General features: G+C 40.3%; 20 protein-coding genes, 1 pseudogene and 1 riboswitch. Of the genes and pseudogenes, 6 read left to right on the top strand and 15 right to left on the bottom strand.

Features of this window, described 5'->3' with window-relative positions; translation table 11 throughout:
- Window positions 1-167 precede the first annotated feature (167 nt).
- The 3 genes from E2K98_RS17435 to E2K98_RS17445 all read right to left on the bottom strand — a co-directional run bounded on the left by E2K98_RS17435 (window position 168) and on the right by E2K98_RS17445 (window position 3,856).
- A complete protein-coding gene (locus E2K98_RS17435; protein WP_133336316.1) occupies window positions 168-1,583 on the bottom strand; it encodes an amino acid permease in 1,416 nt (471 codons plus the stop codon).
- A 449-nt stretch (window positions 1,584-2,032) separates the two neighbouring features.
- Window positions 2,033-3,301 carry an ATP-binding protein gene (locus tag E2K98_RS17440; RefSeq protein WP_133336318.1) on the bottom strand — a complete coding sequence of 423 codons (1,269 nt, stop codon included), beginning with the start codon at window positions 3,299-3,301 and terminating at the stop codon, window positions 2,033-2,035.
- Between the two features lie 105 nt (window positions 3,302-3,406).
- Complete coding sequence (locus E2K98_RS17445; RefSeq protein WP_133336320.1) at window positions 3,407-3,856, bottom strand: hypothetical protein; 450 nt, start codon at window positions 3,854-3,856, stop codon at window positions 3,407-3,409.
- A gap of 92 nt (window positions 3,857-3,948) precedes the next feature.
- On the opposite strand from E2K98_RS17445, the gene E2K98_RS17450 reads away from it, so the two are divergent.
- The 3 genes from E2K98_RS17450 to E2K98_RS17460 are packed head-to-tail and all read left to right on the top strand — an operon-like array spanning window position 3,949 to window position 5,881.
- Window positions 3,949-4,260 carry a hypothetical protein gene (locus E2K98_RS17450; RefSeq protein WP_133336322.1) on the top strand — a complete coding sequence of 104 codons (312 nt, stop codon included), beginning with the start codon at window positions 3,949-3,951 and terminating at the stop codon, window positions 4,258-4,260.
- A gap of 2 nt (window positions 4,261-4,262) precedes the next feature.
- Window positions 4,263-5,483: a glutathionylspermidine synthase family protein gene (locus E2K98_RS17455; RefSeq protein ID WP_133336324.1), complete on the top strand. Its 1,221-nt coding sequence runs from the start codon at window positions 4,263-4,265 to the stop codon at window positions 5,481-5,483.
- Window positions 5,484-5,494: 11 nt separating this feature from the next.
- Window positions 5,495-5,881: a DUF350 domain-containing protein gene (locus E2K98_RS17460; protein WP_133336326.1), complete on the top strand. Its 387-nt coding sequence runs from the start codon at window positions 5,495-5,497 to the stop codon at window positions 5,879-5,881.
- 260 nt (window positions 5,882-6,141) lie between these two features.
- Here the strand turns inward: E2K98_RS17460 and E2K98_RS17465 are convergent, their stop codons facing one another.
- Window positions 6,142-7,236: an ion channel gene (locus E2K98_RS17465; RefSeq protein WP_133336328.1), complete on the bottom strand. Its 1,095-nt coding sequence runs from the start codon at window positions 7,234-7,236 to the stop codon at window positions 6,142-6,144.
- A 206-nt stretch (window positions 7,237-7,442) separates the two neighbouring features.
- Between E2K98_RS17465 and E2K98_RS17470 the strand changes: the two genes are divergently transcribed.
- On the top strand, window positions 7,443-8,843 hold the full coding sequence (locus E2K98_RS17470; protein ID WP_133336330.1) for an amino acid permease: 1,401 nt from the start codon (window positions 7,443-7,445) through the stop codon (window positions 8,841-8,843).
- Window positions 8,844-9,257: 414 nt separating this feature from the next.
- On the opposite strand, the gene E2K98_RS17475 is transcribed toward E2K98_RS17470, so the two are convergent.
- The 8 genes from E2K98_RS17475 to E2K98_RS17505 form a co-directional block, all read right to left on the bottom strand.
- The gene (locus tag E2K98_RS17475) at window positions 9,258-9,710 is read right to left on the bottom strand and encodes a threonine/serine exporter family protein (RefSeq protein WP_026573137.1); all 453 of its coding nucleotides are present in this window, start codon (window positions 9,708-9,710) and stop codon (window positions 9,258-9,260) included.
- A gap of 18 nt (window positions 9,711-9,728) precedes the next feature.
- Window positions 9,729-10,490 (bottom strand): threonine/serine exporter family protein, encoded by a 762-nt coding sequence (locus E2K98_RS17480; RefSeq protein ID WP_133336332.1) that lies wholly within the window; start codon window positions 10,488-10,490, stop codon window positions 9,729-9,731.
- Between the two features lie 54 nt (window positions 10,491-10,544).
- Window positions 10,545-10,871: a hypothetical protein gene (locus E2K98_RS17485; protein ID WP_133336334.1), complete on the bottom strand. Its 327-nt coding sequence runs from the start codon at window positions 10,869-10,871 to the stop codon at window positions 10,545-10,547.
- A complete protein-coding gene (locus E2K98_RS32070) occupies window positions 10,852-10,974 on the bottom strand; it encodes a hypothetical protein (protein ID WP_268884109.1) in 123 nt (40 codons plus the stop codon). Before E2K98_RS32070 ends, E2K98_RS17485 begins: the two co-directional genes overlap by 20 nt.
- Before the next feature lie 40 nt (window positions 10,975-11,014).
- On the bottom strand, window positions 11,015-11,245 hold the full coding sequence (locus E2K98_RS17490) for a hypothetical protein (protein WP_133336336.1): 231 nt from the start codon (window positions 11,243-11,245) through the stop codon (window positions 11,015-11,017).
- Window positions 11,246-11,329: 84 nt separating this feature from the next.
- Window positions 11,330-12,328 carry an ABC transporter permease gene (locus E2K98_RS17495; protein WP_133336338.1) on the bottom strand — a complete coding sequence of 333 codons (999 nt, stop codon included), beginning with the start codon at window positions 12,326-12,328 and terminating at the stop codon, window positions 11,330-11,332.
- Window positions 12,329-12,330: 2 nt separating this feature from the next.
- The gene (locus tag E2K98_RS17500) at window positions 12,331-13,815 is read right to left on the bottom strand and encodes a sugar ABC transporter ATP-binding protein (RefSeq protein ID WP_133336774.1); all 1,485 of its coding nucleotides are present in this window, start codon (window positions 13,813-13,815) and stop codon (window positions 12,331-12,333) included.
- Between the two features lie 89 nt (window positions 13,816-13,904).
- Entirely contained in the window at window positions 13,905-15,020 is a 1,116-nt protein-coding gene (locus tag E2K98_RS17505) for a sugar ABC transporter substrate-binding protein (RefSeq protein WP_133336340.1), read from the bottom strand.
- A gap of 119 nt (window positions 15,021-15,139) precedes the next feature.
- A riboswitch (SAM riboswitch) is annotated at window positions 15,140-15,248 on the bottom strand.
- 474 nt (window positions 15,249-15,722) lie between these two features.
- Between E2K98_RS17505 and E2K98_RS17510 the strand changes: the two are divergent.
- Window positions 15,723-16,897, top strand: a pseudogene (locus E2K98_RS17510) (MFS transporter).
- Window positions 16,898-16,931: 34 nt separating this feature from the next.
- Here E2K98_RS17510 and yfkAB read toward each other — a convergent pair.
- Complete coding sequence (gene yfkAB / locus E2K98_RS17515) at window positions 16,932-18,050, bottom strand: radical SAM/CxCxxxxC motif protein YfkAB (RefSeq protein WP_133336342.1); 1,119 nt, start codon at window positions 18,048-18,050, stop codon at window positions 16,932-16,934.
- A 167-nt stretch (window positions 18,051-18,217) separates the two neighbouring features.
- A complete protein-coding gene (gene recQ / locus E2K98_RS17520; RefSeq protein WP_133336344.1) occupies window positions 18,218-20,347 on the bottom strand; it encodes a DNA helicase RecQ in 2,130 nt (709 codons plus the stop codon).
- A 197-nt stretch (window positions 20,348-20,544) separates the two neighbouring features.
- On the opposite strand from recQ, the gene E2K98_RS31040 reads away from it, so the two are divergent.
- The gene (locus E2K98_RS31040) at window positions 20,545-20,718 is read left to right on the top strand and encodes a hypothetical protein (RefSeq protein ID WP_165976307.1); all 174 of its coding nucleotides are present in this window, start codon (window positions 20,545-20,547) and stop codon (window positions 20,716-20,718) included.
- A gap of 47 nt (window positions 20,719-20,765) precedes the next feature.
- On the opposite strand, the gene E2K98_RS17525 is transcribed toward E2K98_RS31040, so the two are convergent.
- Window positions 20,766-22,349, bottom strand: coding sequence for a fatty acid--CoA ligase (locus E2K98_RS17525; RefSeq protein ID WP_133336346.1), 1,584 nt, complete (start codon window positions 22,347-22,349; stop codon window positions 20,766-20,768).
- Window positions 22,350-22,362 lie beyond the last annotated feature (13 nt).

Raw genomic sequence — 22,362 nt, forward strand, 5'->3', positions numbered from 1 at the left:
TAAGAAACGCGATAGATTTTGATTTATCTTTCCTACTATTCTACCATCTATTATAAAAATTACCGACAGAAATTTTAATTATACGATGATTTTCGACATATTTTTCAATGTTTAGTGCATAGGAAAAAGGACCTCTTTTTTGAGGTCCTTTCCGCAATTTTGTAGAACTAACTAACTTTTCTCATTTCCTTTACACTGCTATTCAATGTGGAATGCTTGCGTCCATAACCGAAGTAAACAGCTAATCCAATCACAAGCCACACTCCAAAGCTAATCCATGATGTTGCTGGAAGCTGAAATGCCAAGTATCCGCAGAATATGAAAGCCATGATTGGTACATATGGTACGAATGGAACGCGGAAACCCTTTGAAGCTCCTTGATTATTTTTACGTAGATATAAAATCCCGATTGAAACGGTCATGAACGCTAATAATGTTCCGATGTTAACAAGCTCAGCTAATTTACCCAGCGGCACTAATCCTGCAAATATGGATACAAGGAAGCAGGTAATCCATGAGTTCATCATTGGAGTTTGCGTTTTCTTATTAACCTTTGAGAAAACTTTTGGTAATAACCCGTCACGACTGATTGCATAAAACAAACGGGTTTGTCCATAAATCATTACGAGTAGAACCGTTGTTATTCCGGCTATTGCACCAAGTGAAATGAGGCCAGCCGCCCAATCTTGATGGATAAAGTTAAGTGCGAATGCTACTGGGTTTTTTACATCAAGTTGTTGATATGGAACAATACCCGTTAAAATGGCCGATACAGCAATGTATAAAACCGTACAAACAATTAACGAAGCGATAATTCCGATTGGTAAATTGCGCTGTGGGTTTTTTACTTCCTCTGCCGCTGTTGCAACAGCATCAAACCCTATATAAGCAAAGAAAACAGTTGCGGCACCAGTTGCAACGCCTGAGAAACCAAATGGCATAAACGGTGTCCAGTTAGATGGTTTAACATACCATACGCCGATAACGATAAATAGTACAACGACCGCAAGCTTTATAATAACCATGATCGCATTTAAACGAGCTGACTTTTTAACACCCTGCGTTAATAAGAAAGTAATAAAGAAAACAATAATAATAGCCGGGACATCGATAAATGTTCCGTTTGCCGGATCGTAGGCGCTTGTGATAGCTTTTGGAAAATGGATGCCAAAACCGGAAAGAAGCCCTTGAAAATAACCTGACCAACCACTGGCAACTGCCGATGAGGCAAGTCCGTATTCAAGAATTAAATCCCACCCTAAAATCCAGGCAATGATTTCACCAAATGTCGCATAGCTATACGTATAGGCGCTTCCTGATACTGGGACTGTTGAAGCGAACTCCGCATAACAAAGTGCTGCGAACACACAAGCTAAACCAGATAATATAAAAGAGATGATGAGTGCTGGTCCTGCATGTTCTGCAGCAGCAACTCCAGTTAATACAAATATACCTGTTCCGATGATGGCTCCAATGCCCAGCATCGATAAATCAAAGGCACCTAATTCTTTTTTTAAGGTTATATCTTTTTGTCCAACCTCTTTGATTAAGGACTGGATTGATTTCTTTCTAAATAAATCCATTGTGTTTACCTCCTCGACAAATGTCGAAATGTTCCGAATAAATACTTCGCAAAAATTTATATTGAAATAATATAATTTATTATCACAAAAAGCAATATATTTTGAAAAATAAAACAACTTGTAGATAATACCAAAACAGAATTTCCCTTTTATAAGGGTTTTTAACAGGGAATGATTGCGTTTTCACTATATTTGCTTCTATCTTCATTATATTATTATAATAATTTCTATTACCGAAATAATTCTTTTTTAGGCTGTGTTAATGGACAATGCGAGACTCCTCGAAAATGCTATCGCATTTTCATCGTGCGTGGGCGGATTCGGGGATGTAATTCAATGTCATGCGGGAGAAGCGGGACAGGTGAGCATCCTGGTGCGGAAATCAACAACTAAGTTTAACAGAGCTTTTTTATAAAAAAACTGACCTTTCATATGAAGGGCCAGTTAGACTATATAGTTACTTCTTCCTTTTTACCCGCAGGCAGTATCATTCTTACTTCGGTGCCAACTCCAGGTTGACTTTTGTAGGACACCTTCCCATTCATGGTTTCAATAATTCGTAATGAAACAGATGTACCAAGTCCAGTCCCCTTATCCTTTGTCGTATAAAATAAGGTTCCAATCCTTGAGAGCTGCTCATGTGTCATTCCCTTGCCGGTATCTGTTATCAAAATAATAGCATTTTGATGATCATGCTTGAACTGAATCCCAACCTTCCCTCCTTCTGGAGTAGCTTCAATTGCATTCTTTATCAAATTAACCAGTGCTTGCTTTAATTGATTCCGATCTGTAAACAGCGAGAAATCATTTTGGTTAAATTCACTTTTAAGCGTCACCCCTTGTTTTACCGCAAGCGGATCCAAAAGCATAACGACTTCTGAGAGAACATCTGCCAGTTGAAACTTCTCTAATTTTTCAAATTTAGGTTTCGCGAAATTTAGATAATCATTAATGATGGATTCAGCACGTCCTAATTCACTCAAAACAAGGGAAAAGTATTCATAATTTTTACCCTGTTCCTCTTTTTGCATCAATTGTAAAAATCCCTTCACAACCGTCAATGGATTCCGCACCTCATGGGCAATAGAGGCAGCAAGTTCCCCTAACGTATTTAGCTTTTCAGCCCGGATAATTTCCTCTCTCATCTTTTTTCGTTCGATCACATTTTCACTTAGCTTTGAAGTGATGATAATAGCAAGAGTATGTATAAATCCGATAAGAATAATATCTGGAATATTAAGAACTATTTTGAGTGGGGCCCCTTGAAAATAGTGGTAGGTATTAAATGAAACAAAGCAAAGCAGCAGGGGCCAACAGCCAATTACACTTGAAATAAGCACCCTTTTATTAGGAGATAATTTCCAAAACCGTTTCGCAGCTATAAATGATAGTAAAGCAGTTAATAGCGTAATGGCGAGCCCAAAATAAATGGTGTTTCCTCCCATAATGATTCGAGTCACAACAAGGGTTCCTAAAACCATCCCTCCGGCTCTCGGTCCCGCGTAAAGAAAAGAGAGGACGAGAGGGACGTAACGGAGGTCCCAATGAAATCCATAGTTTGCATGTGTAAAGATCATACAGGTTAGGGCAACTAAACTTTGCAGCGTACCGCTAAGAATAGGAGAGTTCATTTTTCTATTTTTGTCTGAAAGAACGCTATAAATTAGGACAGGTGCAATTGTGATTAACAAATTCAAAAGAAGTCTTTCCGCCAGCATCGCCGTATTCCCCCAAAAACCAACTATATTCTCAGTTATTCGACAAAAATTTCTCCATTCCTTTAAAACGAAGAAATTTTTTACATGAGGTATACTTTTTTGCGGTTAACGACTCTTGCCGGTAAAATTCCCATAGTAAATATAGCATTTTCGGTCTTCATCAATTTCTCTTGAATCTAAAGCAAATTCGAGAAACATCCCATCCGTTTGAATATAAATAAAATCCGAATGCAGGCTGGACAACACTTCTTCATGTCCCCATAATTCCTTGCTATCTAAAAGCTTTGTCCCTGATGGGTTAAGTTCTCTAATCTCAAAACCGATATAGGAATAGCTCTGCTCTGTTCCTTCGTTTACGTAATCTTCTTTTTTAACATAAAGAACCGCCATACCATCGGGATCCATGGCAGTGGCCGTTACGGCATATGTCCGGCCTTCTTTGACAAAAAAGTCACATGTCATTCTTGCTACAGTTTCCGTTATCGGTATGTCCTGGTAGCTCCATAATGCAGGATAGTTCAAATCCTGGTCGTCAAGGCGATATTCCAGCCGCATCCTCATCCCTCTTTCTTTTTTGTTTCAATTTTACCATTGTTTTCCTCACCATTCCTTCTATAATAAAAATAGATTAAAAAAGGGGTGAGACAGTGAAAAAAACACAATGGTTAATAACGGGGGTTCTTACCTCTTTAGTGGCTGGAACGGTATCCGGTTGTTCACAGGACCTGCCACCTAAACCGGATGATAATCGTTGTGCCGATTGGGATTGGGATGACAACCAAGGGGTTTGGCGCTGTGATGATACCCATTCAGGCTATTATCATCATTATTACCACGGGGGTAGTTTCTTTAAGAGCAAGTCGGCCCTACATAAATCATCTGCCTATAAATCTTATAAATCCTCCTCCAGTTTTAAAGGTGGGTTCGGAAGCGGGTCAAGGGGCGGATTTGGAGGGTAAGCATGTCCATTTATAAAGAAAAACGAAAGCAATTTTATTCAAAATTTCCTTCCTTTTGGTCAGACCTGTATGGAGGAGAATATAGTCTCTACCATATTTTCGAAATCACAGATCAAACCCACATGCTTCTTCGTGAAGCAACAGAACGGATGGGGAAGATCTTTTTCAAAACAGCTAAGCTTCTTCGTACTCTTACCGATGAACAGCTTCTCGAGCTTGGTTTCCCACATTCATGTTTGCCATTCATTCGAATGAAGACTCTTTATCCTGAATCAGTTATCGGAAGATTTGATTTTGCTTTAACCAAAAATGGATTCAAAATGCTTGAGTTCAATAGTGATACTCCGACGTTTATCGCTGAATGCTTTCAAATCAATGGAAAAGTTTGCTCGGAGTTTGGTTATCTTGATCCTAATCGCAGACAAGAAGAACTTCTTTCCTCCGGAATTACAAGGGCAGTGCTTGATGCAACAAATGGGAATCCATCAGCAAATGTGGTCTTTACCGCTCATGACGACCATATAGAGGATTGGAATACAACCCAATATTTAAGTGGACTCTGCCAAGTAAAGAATAAGATTTTGCCAATGTCAGAGCTTAGTATAACGGAAGATGCCTTACTTGATTGTGACGGTATTCCAATTGATGTTCTGTACCGTCAAACCTATCCCCTTGAACACTTGGTGGAGGACCGTGATCCAAGAACGGGCGATTATGTCGGAATTGAATTATTGCAGCTTGCCAAAGATGGAAAAATTGCAATTTTAAACCCAGTTTCGGCTTTTCTGCTTCAGCCTAAATCTATTCAAAGCTTAATTTGGGGAATTGCCGAGAATAGAGCGTTTTATACCGAAGAAGAACAATACTGGGTTAAAGAATATATGCTGCCAACCTATTTAGAACCGGACACTTTTATTGGAAAACAGGAGTTTGTCCAAAAACCATCGTTTGGGAGAGAAGGAGACACCGTGACGATTTGGGAGAAGAATTCTTCAGTTAAAGTACAAAATACTTTTCAAACCTTTGCGGAAGAATTGCCCATCTACCAAGCGTATGTACCACTTCCAACCGTTTCGCTTGAAACAGAAAAGGGCATGGAGGAACTTTCTTATGTGTTTGGGTCCTTCTTGATTGGCGGTAAACCGAGCAGCATCGGGATTCGCGCCGGCGGAAAAATCACTGGGAATGAATCGTATTTCTTACCTGTGGGAATTAAAGATTAGGGGGATTGTTTATGGTAAGTTTTTTAAGTTATTTAGCGGTTTCACTTGTTCTTTTGCTGGTGGGGCTATTTTTAATGGAAATCACAACGAAGGTTAAGGAATTTTCCTTAATGGCAAAAGGAAATAAAGCAGCCAGTTATGTGCTCGGAGGAAGACTCTTAGGCCTTGCAATTGTTCTATATTCAACTGTTGCCAATTCTATTTCCCTTACGGATATGGCTTTGTGGGGTGCAGTTGGAATATTGGCACAGATTATTGTGTTTTATTTAGCGGAATGGCTCACGCCCCGTTTCAATGTTACGCAAAGTATTGAAGAAGATAATCAAGCAGTCGGACTTTTTCTGATGTTTTTATCGGTTTCAATTGGGCTTGTGATTGCTGGATGTTTGACGTACTAGTTTTGATTGACATTTTTAATGGACCTTTTTCAATTTTTGTCCTTCCAGCTACTTTGGAAGAACACTTTTACTGGCTTGCTTCTTTTTTTGTCCTTCCACCTGCTTTGGAAGGACATTTTTACTGGCTTGCTTCTTTTTTTGTCCTTCCACCTGCTTTGGAAGGACATTTTTACTGGGCTTGCTTCTATTTTTGTCCTTCCACCTGCTTTGGAAGGACACTTTAACTAACCCGGTACATAAATTTGTCCTTCCACCTTCTCTTAAAGCTTTTGAAATGTTTTTCGATCACAGATCACAAATAACCTGGCCTCTTTTGGAATCGGCTCGTTCCATTTTTTTAGAATGTTTAAATCCTTTCGATCAGCAATAAGCTGTGCCCCCGCTTCCTTAAGGGATTCGTAAGCCTCACCGTACGTTCTCCATTCCGGTTTAACGTCTACCTCCCAAAGATCACTGCCTTCATCCCCATCCTGGCGGCTCAACAATTGCGTAAACAGATAACTTGCTCCCTTATTCTGAGCAGACTTCGCCATCAAATTAGAGACCGATTCATGCGATAAAATAAATTCATCGATTTTGACATGTTCAAAATTACCCACATGCTTTTCATTCAAAATCTCTGCAATCGTATAAATATTTTTTTCCGTGCCCTCATCATATCGTTCAATGGAAGAGGCAACAAGCAAGGTTTTCCCATCAGCCAAATCCGGATTCGTAACCCCATCCGGAGCAAATAACAAGACAGCTTTCGATTTTTCAATCTTCGCTTTTCTTAATGTCTCTTCATCCGTAGGACTTCCTTGAATATAATGAAACCGTTCATGTTCATACGGTGTTTTCTCTAACTCATCAATCAGGACAATCTCCGTTTTGGGGCCGCCTAGAAAAAGTTCTTGGATGGTATTCTTACTTTTTGTTGTCCAGCCAATAATAACGAAATGATCCTCCCCTCTGAATGCCATTCTTCCTTCCTCCTTCATTTTTTTGATTTGGGATAAGCTATCGACAATCAGCCCAATCACCGTTCCAAATAAACCAATACCCGCCGTATAAACAATAACCATTGCCCAGATTCTCCCTAAGGTGGTAGACGGATAGACATCTCCATACCCGACAGTGGTCATCGTTGTTAAAATCCACCATACGGCATGCAAAGTATTTTCAAAGGTTTTAGGCTCAATAACCCTCATAACCTCAGCGTTGATAAAAATAAAAAGAATAGTAAAAATGAGGACAGTCCGGTATCGATACCGGGAAGCTGTTAGAAACAGCCTTCGAAAAAACAGCATGTGTCCCTCTCCTTTTCCACCTAAAAAGAAGGCACTTCTACCTTCTTCTAGGATTTCTATAACCATCCACTTTCCTTATTTTTCTAAGGATATTATATCATTGGAAAATCTGCACTGGTTTTTATTTTTAAAAAGTATCTCTCCTAAGTCGCTTTAGAGGAAAACTTTTGGGTATATACAAAATATAGTTCCTAAAAGCTTATTCCTTTAAATGAAAAGCCTCATACAGGGAATGCTATCAGCGAAATATGATGTCAGAAAGGGGAGTTAATATGCACAATGATCAGGTGATAAAGCAGACGGTCGCCCATAAAAAGTTAGAAAATCAGGAAAAGGGAAAATCCTCTGAACTCGCTTGGTGGCAGCTTTCTCTTCTTGGAATTGGTTCGGTCATCGGAGCTGGCTTTTTTCTTGGAACGGGTCTATCCATTAAAACAGCCGGTCCTTCCATTTTATTTAATTACTTAATTGCCGGGTTTACGGCCTTTTTTGTTTTTAGCGCGCTTGCAGAAATGACCGTCAGGGACCCTCAGCCCGGCTCGTTTCGAACCTACGCGAAAAATGCCTTCGGGAACTCAATGGGGTTTATTTCGGGATGGATGTATTGGCTATCTGGTGTGTTTATTATGTCAAGCGAGGCAGTCGCGCTTGGAACCTTCACCCGTTTTTGGTTTCCCCACATAGCCTTGTGGATTTTTACCGTTGCCTATGTTGTCATTGCCTTTGGAATCAATTTATTAGGGGTTAAAAACTTTGGAAAAATTGAATCGACGTTTGCGATGATTAAATTATCTACGCTCGTAATTTTCATTCTTTTTGGTGCCTTTCTGTTATTTCATTTCATATCCCCGCCAACAACTCCATTAAGGGGATTTACTGACTTTCATCATATGCTGCCAACAGGAATGAAAGGAATGTGGTCTGCTTTAATCTTTGTGTTTTTTTCCTTTGGCGGAATAGAGATCATGGGAATTGCATCAAATGAATTGAAAAATCGCAAAGAAGTGCCAAAGGCCGGCAGCAGCATGCTGATCGCCCTTGTATCTGTATATATTTTATCGATTTTCTTTGTCCTTTATATAGTTTCGTGGACGAAAATCAATGAATCCAAAAGCCCTTTTGTTACTTCCTTATCCGTTTTCCATATTCCTTTTATTGATACCATTCTTAATTTCATTATTATTAGTGCTGCATTTTCAACCATGATTGGTGCACTTTTTTCCGTGACCAATATCTTGATCTCTCTTGCTCAAGATGGCGATGCACCGAAAGGATTGGCAAAGAAAAACGGGCGAGGTACTCCGGTGAAAGCATTGTTTTTAACTGGTATTGCTTTAGCCGCCTCCCTTGGTCTATCGTTTATTTTACCGGGAAAAATATACGAGTACATTACAACGGCGGCAGGTGTGATGCTGATTTTAAACTGGACGATTATTCTTTCGTCCCAAATTAAATTGCGGAAAAGCGATACCTCAAAAACATTTAAAATGTTTGGATATCCATTTACCTCCTATTTAGGAATTGCCTTAATCATTATAGCAGTCTCAGGTGGTCTTCTTCATGCCACACAAAGGATGGGGGTCTTTATTAGCCTGGGTCTAATTGGGGTGATTGTGTTCAGTTATTGGGTCACACTTAAGACAGGACTCCTATCTCATAGTAAGGCTGAATAATGGTTCCAGCAGCCTTTTTCAAATTTATATTTGACAAAAACAACATTCACCTGTAAAATAATGTCTTGTGCTTTACAAATTATGTAACTTGGAATTTAGAAAAGAACGCAATGTAAGAATTTTTTCTGGCATTCTGCTTATGTTTTAATAGAAACTATTCACACTGGATCGGCTTCGGAGCCGTAAGGATGTAAGAGAGGTAGGGCTTACGTCGTTTAGGGAAAACCATCAGTGGAACAGTAACCGCGGCAATTGGTATATAAAAACAATCATATCTAAATAAATTTTTACCTTGCGATGGCTGATATCATTGGCAACCATTCACAAGTTACGATAACAACCCCACAGAGGGTTAAAGCAAAAAAGGCAGAGGGCATTCGTCCTCTGCCTTTGCCATTTTTATAGCAAAAGAATTTATCCTCGAAGCTTCATCCTTTGAAGTTTTATTTTTCGAATCACCTGGTTTAGTACTTCTGAAAAAATCAAACCAAAAGCAATTGCTCCTGATAGCATCAATACATTGGCTGCATTTCCTAAAGCCTGGTTATAATCATTTTCCACAAAATTACGCATCGCATCATAAGCAAGTCCTCCGGGAACGAGAGGAATAATCCCGGCTACGCTGAAAATAATCACGGGGGTCTTGTAAAATTTCGCAAGTACATGACTCACCACGGCAATAAATATTGTTGCAATCCAAGTCGCTAAAACTGCATCTCCAAAATAATCTTCTATGACATAGTAAATAAGCCAGCCTCCCATGCCAATCAGACCACATTTAATTAACGTATTTTTGGGAGCATTAAAGATGATTCCAAAAGCACCCGTCGCAATAAAACTTGTAATTAATTGTGCTAAAATATTCATCCTCTGCCCTCCTTGCTTTTATAAAAATGACAGGACGATTGCAATACCTGATCCGATAGCAAACGCTGTTAGAAATGCTTCGGCCCCTTTTGATAGTCCTGACACTAAATGGCCGGCCATCAAATCTCTGATAGCATTGGTAATTAATAGTCCGGGAACCAAGGTCATAACAGAGCCAATGATAATCTTATCCAACTCATGACCGATTCCTAATTTTACAAATAAGAAGGACAGCAGACCAATTACAAAGGAAGCAAGGAACTCAGAAAAGAACTTAATGGGTACAAAACGGTGAAAGTAAATATTGCTTAAATAGCCAAGACCGCCTGCGATCATCGCCGGGATAAAATCATTCCAGCCCCCGTTAAACATAATCATAAAACAGCCGCTTGCCATGGAAGCCGCCGCCACTTGAACCATGAACGGAAACGTTAAGGTTAACGAGTTAAGCTCCTTTAGTAATTTTAGCGCTTCTTTTGGACCTATTTCCCCGCTGCTAATTCTGCGTGAAATACTGTTGACCATCGCGACTTTTTTTAAATCAGTGGATCTTTCAGAGATCCGAATAAGTTTTGTCTTCGTAGGTTCCGATCCTTCTGCTGAAAAAATGATCCCTGTTGGCGTTACATAACTATGGGAATTTTCTATTCCAAAGGCAGCGGCAATTCGCATCATGGTATCTTCTACCCGATAGGTCTCCCCGCCGCTCTGGAGCATGATTTTCCCTGCAAGAAGACATACTTCCATAATTTCATAGGTTTGTGATGCTCGATTTTCCATTCAATCTCTCCATTTATCCTTTAACATTCAGATAAATTACAGTTTAAATCAAAATTATGTGAATAAGCAATCTTCAATTCTTATGAAGGACGTTTTCACCATTTTTCCAACCATTTCGGCCTTCATCAACCTCATGAAGGACGTTTTCACCATTTTTCCAACAATTTCGTCCTTCATCCCTCTTATGAAGGACGTTTCTACCATTTTTCCAACAATTTCGGCCTTCATCCCTCTTATGAAGGACGTTTCTACCATTTTTCCAATAATTTCGGCCTTCATCAACCTCATGAAGGACGTTTTCACCATTTTTCCAGCAATTTCGGCCTTCATCCCTCTTATGAAAGTCGTTTTCACCATTTCTTCAGCAATTTCGGCCTTCATCCCTCTTATGAAGGACAGTTTTCACCTTTTCTCCAACAATTTCGTCCTTCATCCCTCTTATGAAGGACGTTTTCACCATTTCTTCAACAATTTCGTCCTTCATCGACCCCTTGCAAGACCAGCGGCTTTCCCCAGTAGAAAAGTCACTCGCCAATATTGTTTTCAAGCCATTCCTGGAGCTCTCTCAAAGAATTGAAACTGAAAATCTCTTCCCCGTTCTGTCCGTTATCAACACCTGTATTCCCTCTTAAGGTAACCTGGCCTTCCTCACCGGAAACTAAAATGGCATAGGGATGGTTTACATTGATGTACCTTGCATCCAAATCATTGTCAATCCAGTTTTTACTGCGCAAAAACACCTCATAGTTTTCCACAACAATCCCTCCTATCCCCTTATTGTGCCAATTTATAAAAAAATAAGACCTCTTCGCCAACACGAAAAGGTCAAATACAATCATCTATGCTTTTTGCTTATAGTACGTAATCGCTAGCGCAAAAGCTAACACAGTTCCTTTAACGATATCCATTGCATAATAAGGAACAGACAACATAACGAGTCCGTTTTGAAGAATCCCAATCAAAACAGCTCCGATAAAAGTTCCAAAGGCATTCGCTTTCCCTGCACCAAGAACAGAAAATCCAATAAATGCTGCAGCAACCGAGTCCATCAAATATGGAGCCCCGGAATTGATCTCCGATGTCATGACACGAGAGGCAAGAACAATCCCGCCAATCGAAGCAAAAAGAGCTGAAAGCAGGTAGGCTGCCACCTTATACTTATTAACCGGAATCCCCGAAAGCCTCGCTGCCTCCTTATTCCCGCCAATTACATACATGTAGCGTCCATGTTTCGTATAGTTTAAAAAAATATGAACAACTAAAACCGCCACAGCCATGATAATAATGATCCACGGAACCTCACCAATTTTTGCAAAAAATGGACTAATGAGACCTTCTGCCATTGTGCCATCCGGCATCACCATGTTTTGCGAAACGGTTGCCCCTTTTGTATAGGTTAACGCTGTCCCTTGAATGATAAACATTGTTGCCAACGTCATCAGCATATCTGGAATCCGCATTTTTACAATCATGAAGGAATTCACGGCTCCGACCACAATAGAAGCGGCAATTGCTGAGATAATCGCAACCAATGTATTTTGTGAAAACCAAACAAACATTGAAATCACGATAGCATTGGAAAGCGATGCGACGGACCCAACCGATAAGTCAAACCCATCAACGGATAACGAGATTGTGATCCCAATCGCAATAATCGTCACAATTGAAATCGAACGAAGGATATTAACGATATTGCTACCTTGAATAAAATTAGAATTAGCGGCCGAAAAAATAATGATTAAAGCAACAATCGTGATGATTGTTCCATATTTATAAAAAAACTGAAACAGGTCAAATGTTTTTTTCTCTTGTGGCTTTGATTGTATTTTTGGTTCCATTATTACCTGCCTCCTGTTGAATAGAATAAAAGCTCTTCTTCTGTTGTTGTTTTTGTTTCCAATTCTTTTACCGCCTGTCCATCATATAAACAATAGACCCGATTCGTGATGCCGATGATTTCAGATAACTCTGATGTTGCATAAAGGATGGCTTTCCCGCGTTTCGCCAATTCCGCAATTAAATCGAAGATATCCTTCTTTGCCCCGACATCTACCCCTTTAGTAGGTTCGTCAAAAATATAAACATCTGCTTCAGCAACAAGCCATTTCCCAATCGCAACTTTTTGCTGATTCCCTCCAGAAAGGTTTTGTACCTTGGTATCCTCTGATGGCGTTTTAATTCCGAGGCGTTGGATGAATTGTTTAGCATTTTCCTTCTCTTTTTTTCGATCAACAAAACCAAATACTTTCGTAAATCGGTTTAAATTTGCAGCGGTTAAATTCGTTTCAACGGACTCAAGGACTAGAATCCCCTCTTTGCGCCTTTCCTCCGGCACTAACGCTACTCCATTTACCACTGCATCATGTGGACTGCGCAATTTCAGCTTTTTGCCATGTAAAATAATTTCACCTGTGGTCAATTTTTCCGATCCAAACAACGCCTTACACAGCTCGGTTTTTCCTGCCCCTACTAAACCAGCAATCCCGACAATTTCTCCCGATTTGACATGTAATGATAAATCGCGTATTTTATCTTGGTCTGAAAGGCTGTTTACCTCAAGTACAGTGTTTCCAATTTGAGTATGCAGTTCGGGGAACTGCTCCTCCAATTTTTGACCCAGCATCTTCTCCACAACTTTATTTTGCGTGGTATCCGCTATTCTTTCGGTCGCGACCCATTCGCCGTTTCTCATAATGGTAATTTCATCGCAGATTTCAAATATTTCCGGAAGGCGGTGGGAGATAAAAATAATCCCGACATTTTGTTTTTGCAGATCTCGGATGATTCGGAACAGCTCTGTTGTTTCGGTATGGCTTAATGGTGCTGTCGGCTCGTCTAAAATCAAAAATTCACATTGCTGGGAGATCGCCCGTGCAATTAGGACCATTTGTTTTTCCGCGAGTGTCAGTTCGCTTACTAGCTTTTTCGTAGAAATTTCAATATTCATGCCTGCTAATATTGCAGCCGCTTTTTCATGGAGCTCTGTCCATTTAATCAACTGCTTTTTACCCATGCTGTGAACCGTTTCAAGCAACATAATATTTTCGGCAACCGTTAAGTAGGAGATAAGTGCAGTATCTACTTCCTGATAAACTATTTGAATTCCCGCATCCTGTGCTTTTTTCGGCGACCGAATGTCCTGCTTCTGGCCATTTATCGCTATTTCACCTGTATAGTGGCTGTAAGCACCGGAAAGAACCTTCATTAAAGTTGATTTACCAGCCCCATTCGCCCCGATCAAAGCATGGACTTTTCCTGTTTCCATTGTAAAATGAACATGATTTAATGCTTTTACCCCGGGGAACTCAATTGATATGTCTTTCATTTCTAGTGTTGTCTTCGCCAAAATGGTCTCCCTCTTTCAAGAAAACACTCTCTTCATCATCTGAAAAAGAGAGTGTGATCAGAACTGCATTATTTCTTGTAATGATCTTTTAGTGTCTTCATCCAATCCTCTTCAAATGCATTAGATTGACCCCATCCAGGGATGATTTCTGCAAGATTTACCATGTTTACTGGCTGCTTGGACTTTTGCAGATCACTTTGTGATACAAGCGATGCTTCAAGGTCATATTTTTTTGGTGTTTCCTCTTTTGCTAGTTTTTTAGCTAAAATTCTCATATCGACTGCACCAATCAATTTAGGGTCAACGGCAGCCGTATATTTCCAAGCACTGCCTTGACGCTGAATTTCTTGTAAATCAGAGTTTGAAACGTCAATTCCATAGATTTTCACTTCCTCACGTCCTGCTTCTTTAAGAGCACGTGCGGCACCAATCGCGAAGGCATCCCATGTGGCAAAAATCGCATCTAATTTTCCTTTTGGATATTTATTTAACATTGCGGCAACTGCATTTTGCGTTTGGACACTTGTATCAGCAGCCGCTACACCAAAACGGTCCACTTCTTTAATACCAGGATTTTTCTTAAGAACATCTTGGTAAATCTTATTTCTTCTAACCATTGCCGGGAATCCGTCGACCCAAAGATAGGCAATATTGGCTTTTCCATTTGTTTCTTTTACTAATTGATCTAGGGTTAATTGCGCTAACTTTTCATCATCTTGAGAAGTTAACGTGACACCATCCACATCCGCAATTTTTGGATTTGAGTCGAAGGTAACAACGCTTTTCCCTTTTTCAACAATCTTCTTCACATCATTGACGGTTGCATCATCATCTCCATGAGAAATAATGTAACCATCATAGTTTTGGTCCAATGCTTGGTTAATCGCATCATGGAATTTAGCTGTATCGCCATTAGCGGTAAATACGTCGACTTGGAAGCCAAGTGCTTCCCCTTCTTGCTTGGCACCAGCTAAAAATTGTGCTGTATGATCGTCTCCACCGATTTTACGGATGACCTTAATTTTAAAATGATTTCCCTTCGCATATACAGCTGGTACACCTTTTAATGAAACATTTTTGTCTCCGCTTGCTTGCTTTGTCGTACTCCCTGAAGCACAGCCTGATAATAGTAATGTAGCTGCTAGTGCTGAAACGAGTGTACTTTTTAATAGATTTTTCCTCATCGAAATGCTCCCCCTTTTTCTATTGCTGTCCTATACCAAGATGGAGGGTCTCTTTTTTAAAATAAAAAAACCTCTCTAAAAAGAGAGGTTTAAATCACTAGTAAAAAGAGATTTCTCCTCTCTTATCTTTCAAAACAAGTAATTGTTTTGCAGGATTTAGCACCAATTCCAATTAGGAACGGTTGCTGGGCATCATCGGGCCAGTCCCTCTGCCACTCTTGATAAGAGAACGCAATATTATATGAATCTAGTTTTTATAATAAACTTATTTTAACTCCTATTACCAAATTGTCAATAGTGTTTTGAATATTTCTAATAGAATAATTTTTTACCCTCAGACTTTTGATCTTCATCCCTCCTATGATGACCTTTGCCACCATGTACCATCAGACTTTTGGTCTTCATCCCTTCCATGAAGACCTTTTCCAACATGTACCCTCAGACTTTTGGTCTTCATCCCTCCTATGAAGACCTTTTCCAACATGCACCCTCAGACTTTTGGCCTTCATCCCTCCCATGAAGACCTTTCGCAAACGGTAATATGGATTTTGCCTTAGCAATTAGGACGTCCTTTTCTAATTGAATTTTAACTGTAATAAAATTTAATTCGGCACTATAATATTTAGATAAACGAAATATTTTTAGAAAGAAGTGCTATTTATCGTGTATCAACAGGAAGGTGCAAAGCGAAACCTAAGGATTATGTGGTTTGCCAACTTTTTTGTTGGCGGCAGTATGACGATGGTGTTGCCTTTTATTTCACTATATATTGAGTCGATGGGGAACTTTTCAGAAAGGTATGTACAACACTGGTCTGGATTAACTTTTGGAATCACCTTTGTGTCCGCTTTTATCTTTTCACCTATTTGGGGGAAAGTTGGCGATCGGTTTGGCAGGAAAAAAATTCTCATTTATTCTGGAGTAGGTATGGGAACCTCCATCTTACTAATGGGATTTGCTCAGTCTGTTTTTCAATTATTTATGCTCCGCTTCTTCATGGGGTTTTTCTCTGGTTTTATTTCCATGTCCCAGGCATACATTTCAACACAGACGCCAAAAAAATCGCTGGAAGAGTATTGGGGACACTTCAGACAGGCAGTATTACCGGCTCGTTATTGGGGCCCATGCTTGGGGGCGTTCTAGCGGATTCACTTGGATATGCAACCTCATTTAAATGGACATCCATTTCCATTTTCATATCAGCTCTGTTGGTTATTTTCACCAAAGAGTTCCGCATTGAAACCAGCAAAAGCACGAAATCTCATTACTCAAGTAAAGAGGTTTTAATGCATATCGTAAAAAACCCTGTTTTTCTTACGGTTATATTACTTTCATCGCTTGAACAGATTGCTCATTTTAGTGTTCAGCCGATTCTCTCTTTATTTGTCAGTGACCTGCATGGAAAAACAAATGTCGCATTGTATTCAGGAATTGCCTTCTCCGCTGCTGGCCTAGGAAACTTGATGATGACGAAAAGATGGGGGAAAATCTCGGACAAGTACGGATATACGAAAATCTTAATCATCCTCCTCTTGGCGGCAGGGTTCATCTATTTACCAGGGGCGGCTGTCACACAATTTTGGCAGCTAGTTTTCATCCGTTTTGTTCTTGGCGTTTTGATCGGCGGCGTTGTTCCGACCCGAATTGCTTATATCCGGCAAGAGGCACCGATTGCAATGCAAGGAGAAGTGCTTGGTTATAATACAAGCTTTCGTTTTTTTGGAAATATTATCGGCCCGATGCTCGGTGGTTTTATTTCCGGAACCTTTGGATATTCCGCCGTATTCATCAGTACAAGCGCCTTACTTATTATTAGTGGGTTGATTTTATTTGCCGCTGTCCACTATCAGCCAAAGTTTTTAAAGCATACAGCATAGGCCGCATGTGAAAACATACGGCCTTTTCTAATAGCTATTTTGCTATTTTTGCATCTAAAGTAGTAAAATCAAGCTCTTTATAATAACTGTTCTTCACTAAGATGTTCGGACCAAGGCATGAAACAGCCGGACAGTGACAATTTAATTCATTTGCGATACTTGAAGCTTGCCAAGCTTGATAGGCATCTTCAAGCCTTGTCGTTTGAATATTTCCAAGCGCCGGGGTATCGCCAAAATCTGTGACAATAATATCACCGTTAAAAATGTTTACATTTAGACGTGAACGGCCGTCAGGATCATTTCTCACGGTAACATTCTTGCTTTCGTAAAGGCGCCGCAAAAGATCCAAATCCGCTTGGTTATGACTGCAAGGATAGAATGGCAGCGTCCCAAACAGCATCCACACATTTTCATCTCTAATGTCTAGTAAATGATGGATCGCCGCCCTAATTTCATCCAGTGTTAATGTCTCGAGATTGCTTGCGAAATCACTGGGGTACATCGGGTGCACTTCATGACGTTGACAATGCATTTCCTCAACAATTTGCCGGTGGATTTTTTCTAAATGTGGCAGGGTACGTTTATTCAACATCGTTTCCGCCGATACCATTACTCCCGCCTTTACGATTTCACGACTGTTTTCTATCATTCTTTCAAAATATTTTTCTCGTTGACTGTAATCAGGCTGCTTTTCCATTCTGGCAAAGCCTCCTTCTACAAAGTCATCTATCGTTCCCCAGTTGTGTGATATATGTAATACATCCAGGTGTGGAATGATTAATTCATAACGATCTAAATCCAATGTTAAATTGGAATTAATCTGTGTTCGAACACCGCGTTCATGAGCATATTTTAAAATTGGCGCCACATAATTTTTCACCGAAGAAAGAGAAAGCATCGGCTCCCCGCCCGTGATACTTAGCGATCTTAACATCGGAATTTCCTCTAACCGTTGCAGGAGCAATTCAAGCGGAAGTGCCTCTGGGTCCTTTGTCTGTAAGGTATATCCAACTGCACAATGCTCGCAGCGCATATTACAAAGGGTCGTTGTCGTGAATTCAATATTACTTAACAAAAGTTTTCCATATTGCTCAACATCTAAATAAGCTTCCCACGGATCAAACATTGGGGTGATTTTCTTCATATTTGGCATGATAAATCTCCTTACTATCAGTCTTTCAAAACCTTTCCCATTCTAACATAAGATATTCTCTTAGCAAGAAAACCATGACCCAAAAGGCCGCAAATGATTATTTTTGCGGCCCCTCAAATCTACATTATTTTCAAATTCCCGGGAAATATCGACAAAAAGCTATATGATTATTTTTCTTTACTCATGAAATAAAGATAGCCCTTAATCATGAAATAGCTGACTTCGTCAGGTAGAAGCTCCTTAATCGGCTTTAAGCGCTCGCGGCCTGCTTCTTCTACCGCTTTTTCCAATAACGGAACGTATTCAGGAGGAATAATCGTTGAAAACTCAACCCCTAATCCCTGCTGTGCACATTGAATTAAATGGTTTTCGATGGTACTAATAGATAAATCTCGCTGTTTTGCAATCTCTTTTAAAGATAGGTTGTTTTGATGAAGTTTAAGCGTTTCTAAATGGGAATCACCTAACGTCTTTTTGAGAGACTTTTTTGCTGGCTTCGCTTCGGTTGTGAGCTCACTTTGATATTCGGGATTCATCTCACAAAACTCACGAATTGCCTGAATAAAATCGAGACCATACTTTTGCAGTTTCATTTCACCAACACCGCTAACCTGTAAAAAAGCATCACTGGATTTCGGCACTTTGGCGCACATATCCTTTAACGCTGCATCTGAAAAAATGACAAATGGCGGTACTTTTTCTGCTTCTGCAATTTTTCTTCTGACCTCACGTAGTACTTCAAATAATGGGTCGCTCTTGGATACTTGTTTGACGGTAACAATTTCCCTGCGATGAACTTGATGTTTTCCCAAAAGAACCTCTTTACCTTTTGGCGGAACATAAAGTGTCGGAAAGGTTCCTTGTTCAATGGCAATTAAATCTTGAGAAATCAAAAACTCTATGAAATCACCGATATCTTTCACACTTTGGTCCTTCATGATTCCAAATGTAGAAAGCGTGTTAAAGCCCATATCGGTTACTTTTTTATTTTTCGAGCCTGTTAACACTTGGGCGATCAGTGTTTTTCCGAAACGCTGCCCCATCCGGATAATACATGAGAGCACCATTTGTGCTTCCTTCGTAACATCCACACTTGAACGGGAATCTAAGCAATTTCCGCATCTGCCGCATGGTTCTGTTTCGGTTTCCCCGAAATAATGTAAAATAAATTCCTGTAAGCAGTTTTCGGTGTGGCAGTAATCCACCATCTGCTGCAGTTTTTCTAATTCCCGCGTCATTCGGCTGCGGTCACTTGATTGGTCAATCAGGAAGCGCTGAATTTGCACATCCTGTGAGGAATGCAGAAGAATACATTCACTATCAAGACCGTCTCGTCCTGCACGCCCGGCTTCTTGATAATAGCTTTCCATGTTTTTTGGAAGCTGAAAATGGAGGACGTATCTTATATTGCTCTTATCTATTCCCATTCCAAATGCTGATGTTGCAACCATCACGGAGGCTTTATCCTCCAAAAATCGATCCTGCTCTTGGGCGCGTTCCACATCTCCCATCCCCGCATGGTACCGTGCAACCTCTATGTTTTCTCTCTTTAATTTTTCATAAAGCTGGTCGACATTCTTCCTGGTTGCGGCATAAATAATCCCGGCTTCCTTTTCATTCTTTTTAATATAATCAATGAGAAATTTAAAACGATCCTGTCCCTTAATAACAGAAAAAGAGAGGTTCTCCCGTTCAAAACCTGTCATCACTGTGTTCTCTTCATCAATTTTAAGCAGTGTGCAAATATCTTCGCGAACTTTTGGGGTTGCTGTTGCCGTCAAAGCAAGGACGATAGGTTTCTGCGGAAGGTTATTTACCATTTGTTGTATATGGCGATAACTCGGCCGGAAATCATGTCCCCATTGTGAAATACAGTGGGCTTCATCAACAGCTACTAACGGAATTTCCATTTGTTTAAGGTCCTCAATGAATTCCTGAGATTCCATGCGCTCTGGTGCTATATATAAAAGCTTGTACTTCCCCTGCTTAGATTCCCGAATTCGCTCATTTGCTTCGTTATAGCTTAGGGAACTGTTGATAAATGTTGCAGGAATTCCTGCCTGGATAAGGGCATCGACTTGGTCTTTCATTAAGGAAATCAGCGGAGAAATGACGATGGTCGTTCCCGGAAGCACCATTGCTGGGATTTGATAGCAAATCGATTTACCGCCTCCGGTCGGCATTACACAAATCGTATTATTTCCCTCTAATACAGAGCGGATCGCCTGCTCTTGACCCTTACGAAAGGATTTGTACCCGAAATACGTTTCTAATATAGGAAGAGCTTGTTGAAACAAACTTAGTCACTCCTTTCTATTAAAAAAACTCGTATTTCCATTATACGAGTTTTTGAGCATCGAATTCTATAGTCATATAAGGAGCTTTTTTTGGACAGCACTTGAAGTGGATTAAAGTTACAATTAATGGGTATTTTTTTTAATGAGACAATCCATTACAATATAAGTAAATCAAAGACCTAAAGAGGGCATCACTGATGAAACCATTTAAAGAAAAGAAAAAACACAAGAAAAAAATCCGTCATTATGTATTTGAAGAAATCATTGAGTGTATCTTTGAGGGGATATTAGGTCTGATATGGAGATTAATTGTAGGGCTTTTTCACCTTATAGTCCGGTCGATTGCCGCTATTTTTCATCATTTCTTTTAAATCAAAGGTTGTCAAAAAGCGCAGCGACTTTTTGACAACCTTTTTTATTATCGCTGAGCTTTTCCCAAAGCCCCTTGAGCAAACAGTTCCTCTAACTTTTTCCGTAATATAAACTTTTGAATTTTCCCGCTGGCATTCCGCGGCAGCACCTCACAGAAAACATACTTTCTCGGCCGTTTATAGTTTGCTAATTTGTCGCTGTTCTTACAGTAATCATCCAACTCTTGTTCGTTGACAGCGGCATCTTTTTTCACAACAAAAGCAGTTACCGTCTCACCCCAGCGGTCATCCGGCTGCCCGACCACTGCGACATCCAGCACTCCCGTATGAGCATGTAAAATATCTTCTACCTCGCGCGGGTAAATATTTTCCCCGCCGCTAATAATCATGTCATCCACACGATCATTTACAAAAAGATAGCCCTCTTCATCCATATAGCCAATATCTCCTGAGTGGTACCAGCCCTTATACATTGCTTTTTCTGTCGCCTCCTCCCGGCCAAAATAGCCAAGCATCATACACGATCCCTGAACAATAATTTCACCAGGTTCGCCTGGAAGCAGAATATCATCCGGATCGGATGGACCATCCTCTCTTGGACGGACAACCCGAATATCATGATTTAAGCAGGCCTGGCCTGCAGAGCCCACTTTCCGCAGTTGGTCGCTTTCAGATAAAAAGGAAATCGCCGGGCCCATCTCAGTCATTCCATATGCCTGTACGAGGGATATTCCCAAGCGGTCGTGGCAGGCATGGACAAGGGAAGGCGCCATTGGGGCAGCTCCATATAAACCAAGCTTCAAGCTTCTAAGGTTATATTGGCTCAAATCCTCTTGAAGAAGCATATTCCACATTGTTGGAGCAGCAAAAAATTTCGTGACTTTTTCCTGACTGATTAATTCAAGAACTTTTTGGGGATTAAATTGGTGCAGAATCACATTACGGCATCCCAAATGAACCCTTGGCAGGAAAGCGCAATGAAGTTCCGCACAATGGAACATCGGCGCGGTCACCAGCCCGACATCCATCGCTTCATATTTCTTTGCTGCAATCACCAGCATACTCTGCTCAATCATATTCCGATGACTGTGCATAACCCCTTTCGGTCTGCCCGTTGTCCCGCTTGTGTACATAATCGCATATAGATCATTTTCATCAACTTCCACCTGTACAAGTTCGGACGAAACCGCACCAAGCTGTTCATGAAAGTTTTTTGCATAGATGGGCGTATCTTCATCAATATACCAGAAGGAGATGGCTGGGAAACGGTTCTCGATGTTGGCGATGATAGGCTCTAAAGCTTTTTCAAAAAGAACAACCTTTGGGGAGGCATCTACTAAAATATAAGCAACTTCCTCAGAAGTTAACCGAAAATTAATCGGATTGAAGACGGCACCGATTTTCGCACAGGCAAAAAAGGCAGTCCCTAATTCTTCCGTATTAAATAGAAAAGTCGAGACGCGGTCGCCTTTTTTAACCCCTCCCATTATGAGTGCTTCCGCAAGGCTGTTGATCCGTTCGTTCCATTCTTTATAAGTGAAACGAACATTTTTTCTTACATCAAAAATCGCTTCCTTATTCGGAAACTTTTTAACCGTCAAATCGAAAACTTTGCCAATCGTCGTTCCCATTCAATCTCCTCCA

The sequence above is a fragment of the Bacillus salipaludis genome (assembly GCF_004358205.1).

What these genes read in the sequence shown, in the direction of transcription:
- E2K98_RS17525 (WP_133336346.1), bottom strand. Translation starts at nt 22,349, where the DNA reads ATGGGAACGACGATTGGCAAAGTTTTCGATTTGACGGTTAAAAAGTTT.
- E2K98_RS17445 (WP_133336320.1), bottom strand. Translation starts at nt 3,856, where the DNA reads ATGCGGCTGGAATATCGCCTTGACGACCAGGATTTGAACTATCCTGCA.
- E2K98_RS17495 (WP_133336338.1), bottom strand. Translation starts at nt 12,328, where the DNA reads ATGGAACCAAAAATACAATCAAAGCCACAAGAGAAAAAAACATTTGAC.
- E2K98_RS17475 (WP_026573137.1), bottom strand. Translation starts at nt 9,710, where the DNA reads ATGAATATTTTAGCACAATTAATTACAAGTTTTATTGCGACGGGTGCT.
- E2K98_RS17435 (WP_133336316.1), bottom strand. Translation starts at nt 1,583, where the DNA reads ATGGATTTATTTAGAAAGAAATCAATCCAGTCCTTAATCAAAGAGGTT.
- E2K98_RS17505 (WP_133336340.1), bottom strand. Translation starts at nt 15,020, where the DNA reads ATGAGGAAAAATCTATTAAAAAGTACACTCGTTTCAGCACTAGCAGCT.
- E2K98_RS32070 (WP_268884109.1), bottom strand. Translation starts at nt 10,974, where the DNA reads ATGAAGGACGAAATTGTTGAAGAAATGGTGAAAACGTCCTTCATAAGA.
- E2K98_RS17480 (WP_133336332.1), bottom strand. Translation starts at nt 10,490, where the DNA reads ATGGAAAATCGAGCATCACAAACCTATGAAATTATGGAAGTATGTCTT.
- E2K98_RS17500 (WP_133336774.1), bottom strand. Translation starts at nt 13,815, where the DNA reads ATGAAAGACATATCAATTGAGTTCCCCGGGGTAAAAGCATTAAATCAT.
- E2K98_RS17470 (WP_133336330.1), top strand. Translation starts at nt 7,443, where the DNA reads ATGCACAATGATCAGGTGATAAAGCAGACGGTCGCCCATAAAAAGTTA.
- yfkAB (WP_133336342.1), bottom strand. Translation starts at nt 18,050, where the DNA reads ATGCCAAATATGAAGAAAATCACCCCAATGTTTGATCCGTGGGAAGCT.
- E2K98_RS17440 (WP_133336318.1), bottom strand. Translation starts at nt 3,301, where the DNA reads ATGCTGGCGGAAAGACTTCTTTTGAATTTGTTAATCACAATTGCACCT.
- E2K98_RS31040 (WP_165976307.1), top strand. Translation starts at nt 20,545, where the DNA reads ATGAAACCATTTAAAGAAAAGAAAAAACACAAGAAAAAAATCCGTCAT.
- E2K98_RS17460 (WP_133336326.1), top strand. Translation starts at nt 5,495, where the DNA reads ATGGTAAGTTTTTTAAGTTATTTAGCGGTTTCACTTGTTCTTTTGCTG.
- E2K98_RS17485 (WP_133336334.1), bottom strand. Translation starts at nt 10,871, where the DNA reads ATGAAGGCCGAAATTGCTGAAGAAATGGTGAAAACGACTTTCATAAGA.
- E2K98_RS17455 (WP_133336324.1), top strand. Translation starts at nt 4,263, where the DNA reads ATGTCCATTTATAAAGAAAAACGAAAGCAATTTTATTCAAAATTTCCT.
- E2K98_RS17465 (WP_133336328.1), bottom strand. Translation starts at nt 7,236, where the DNA reads ATGGTTATAGAAATCCTAGAAGAAGGTAGAAGTGCCTTCTTTTTAGGT.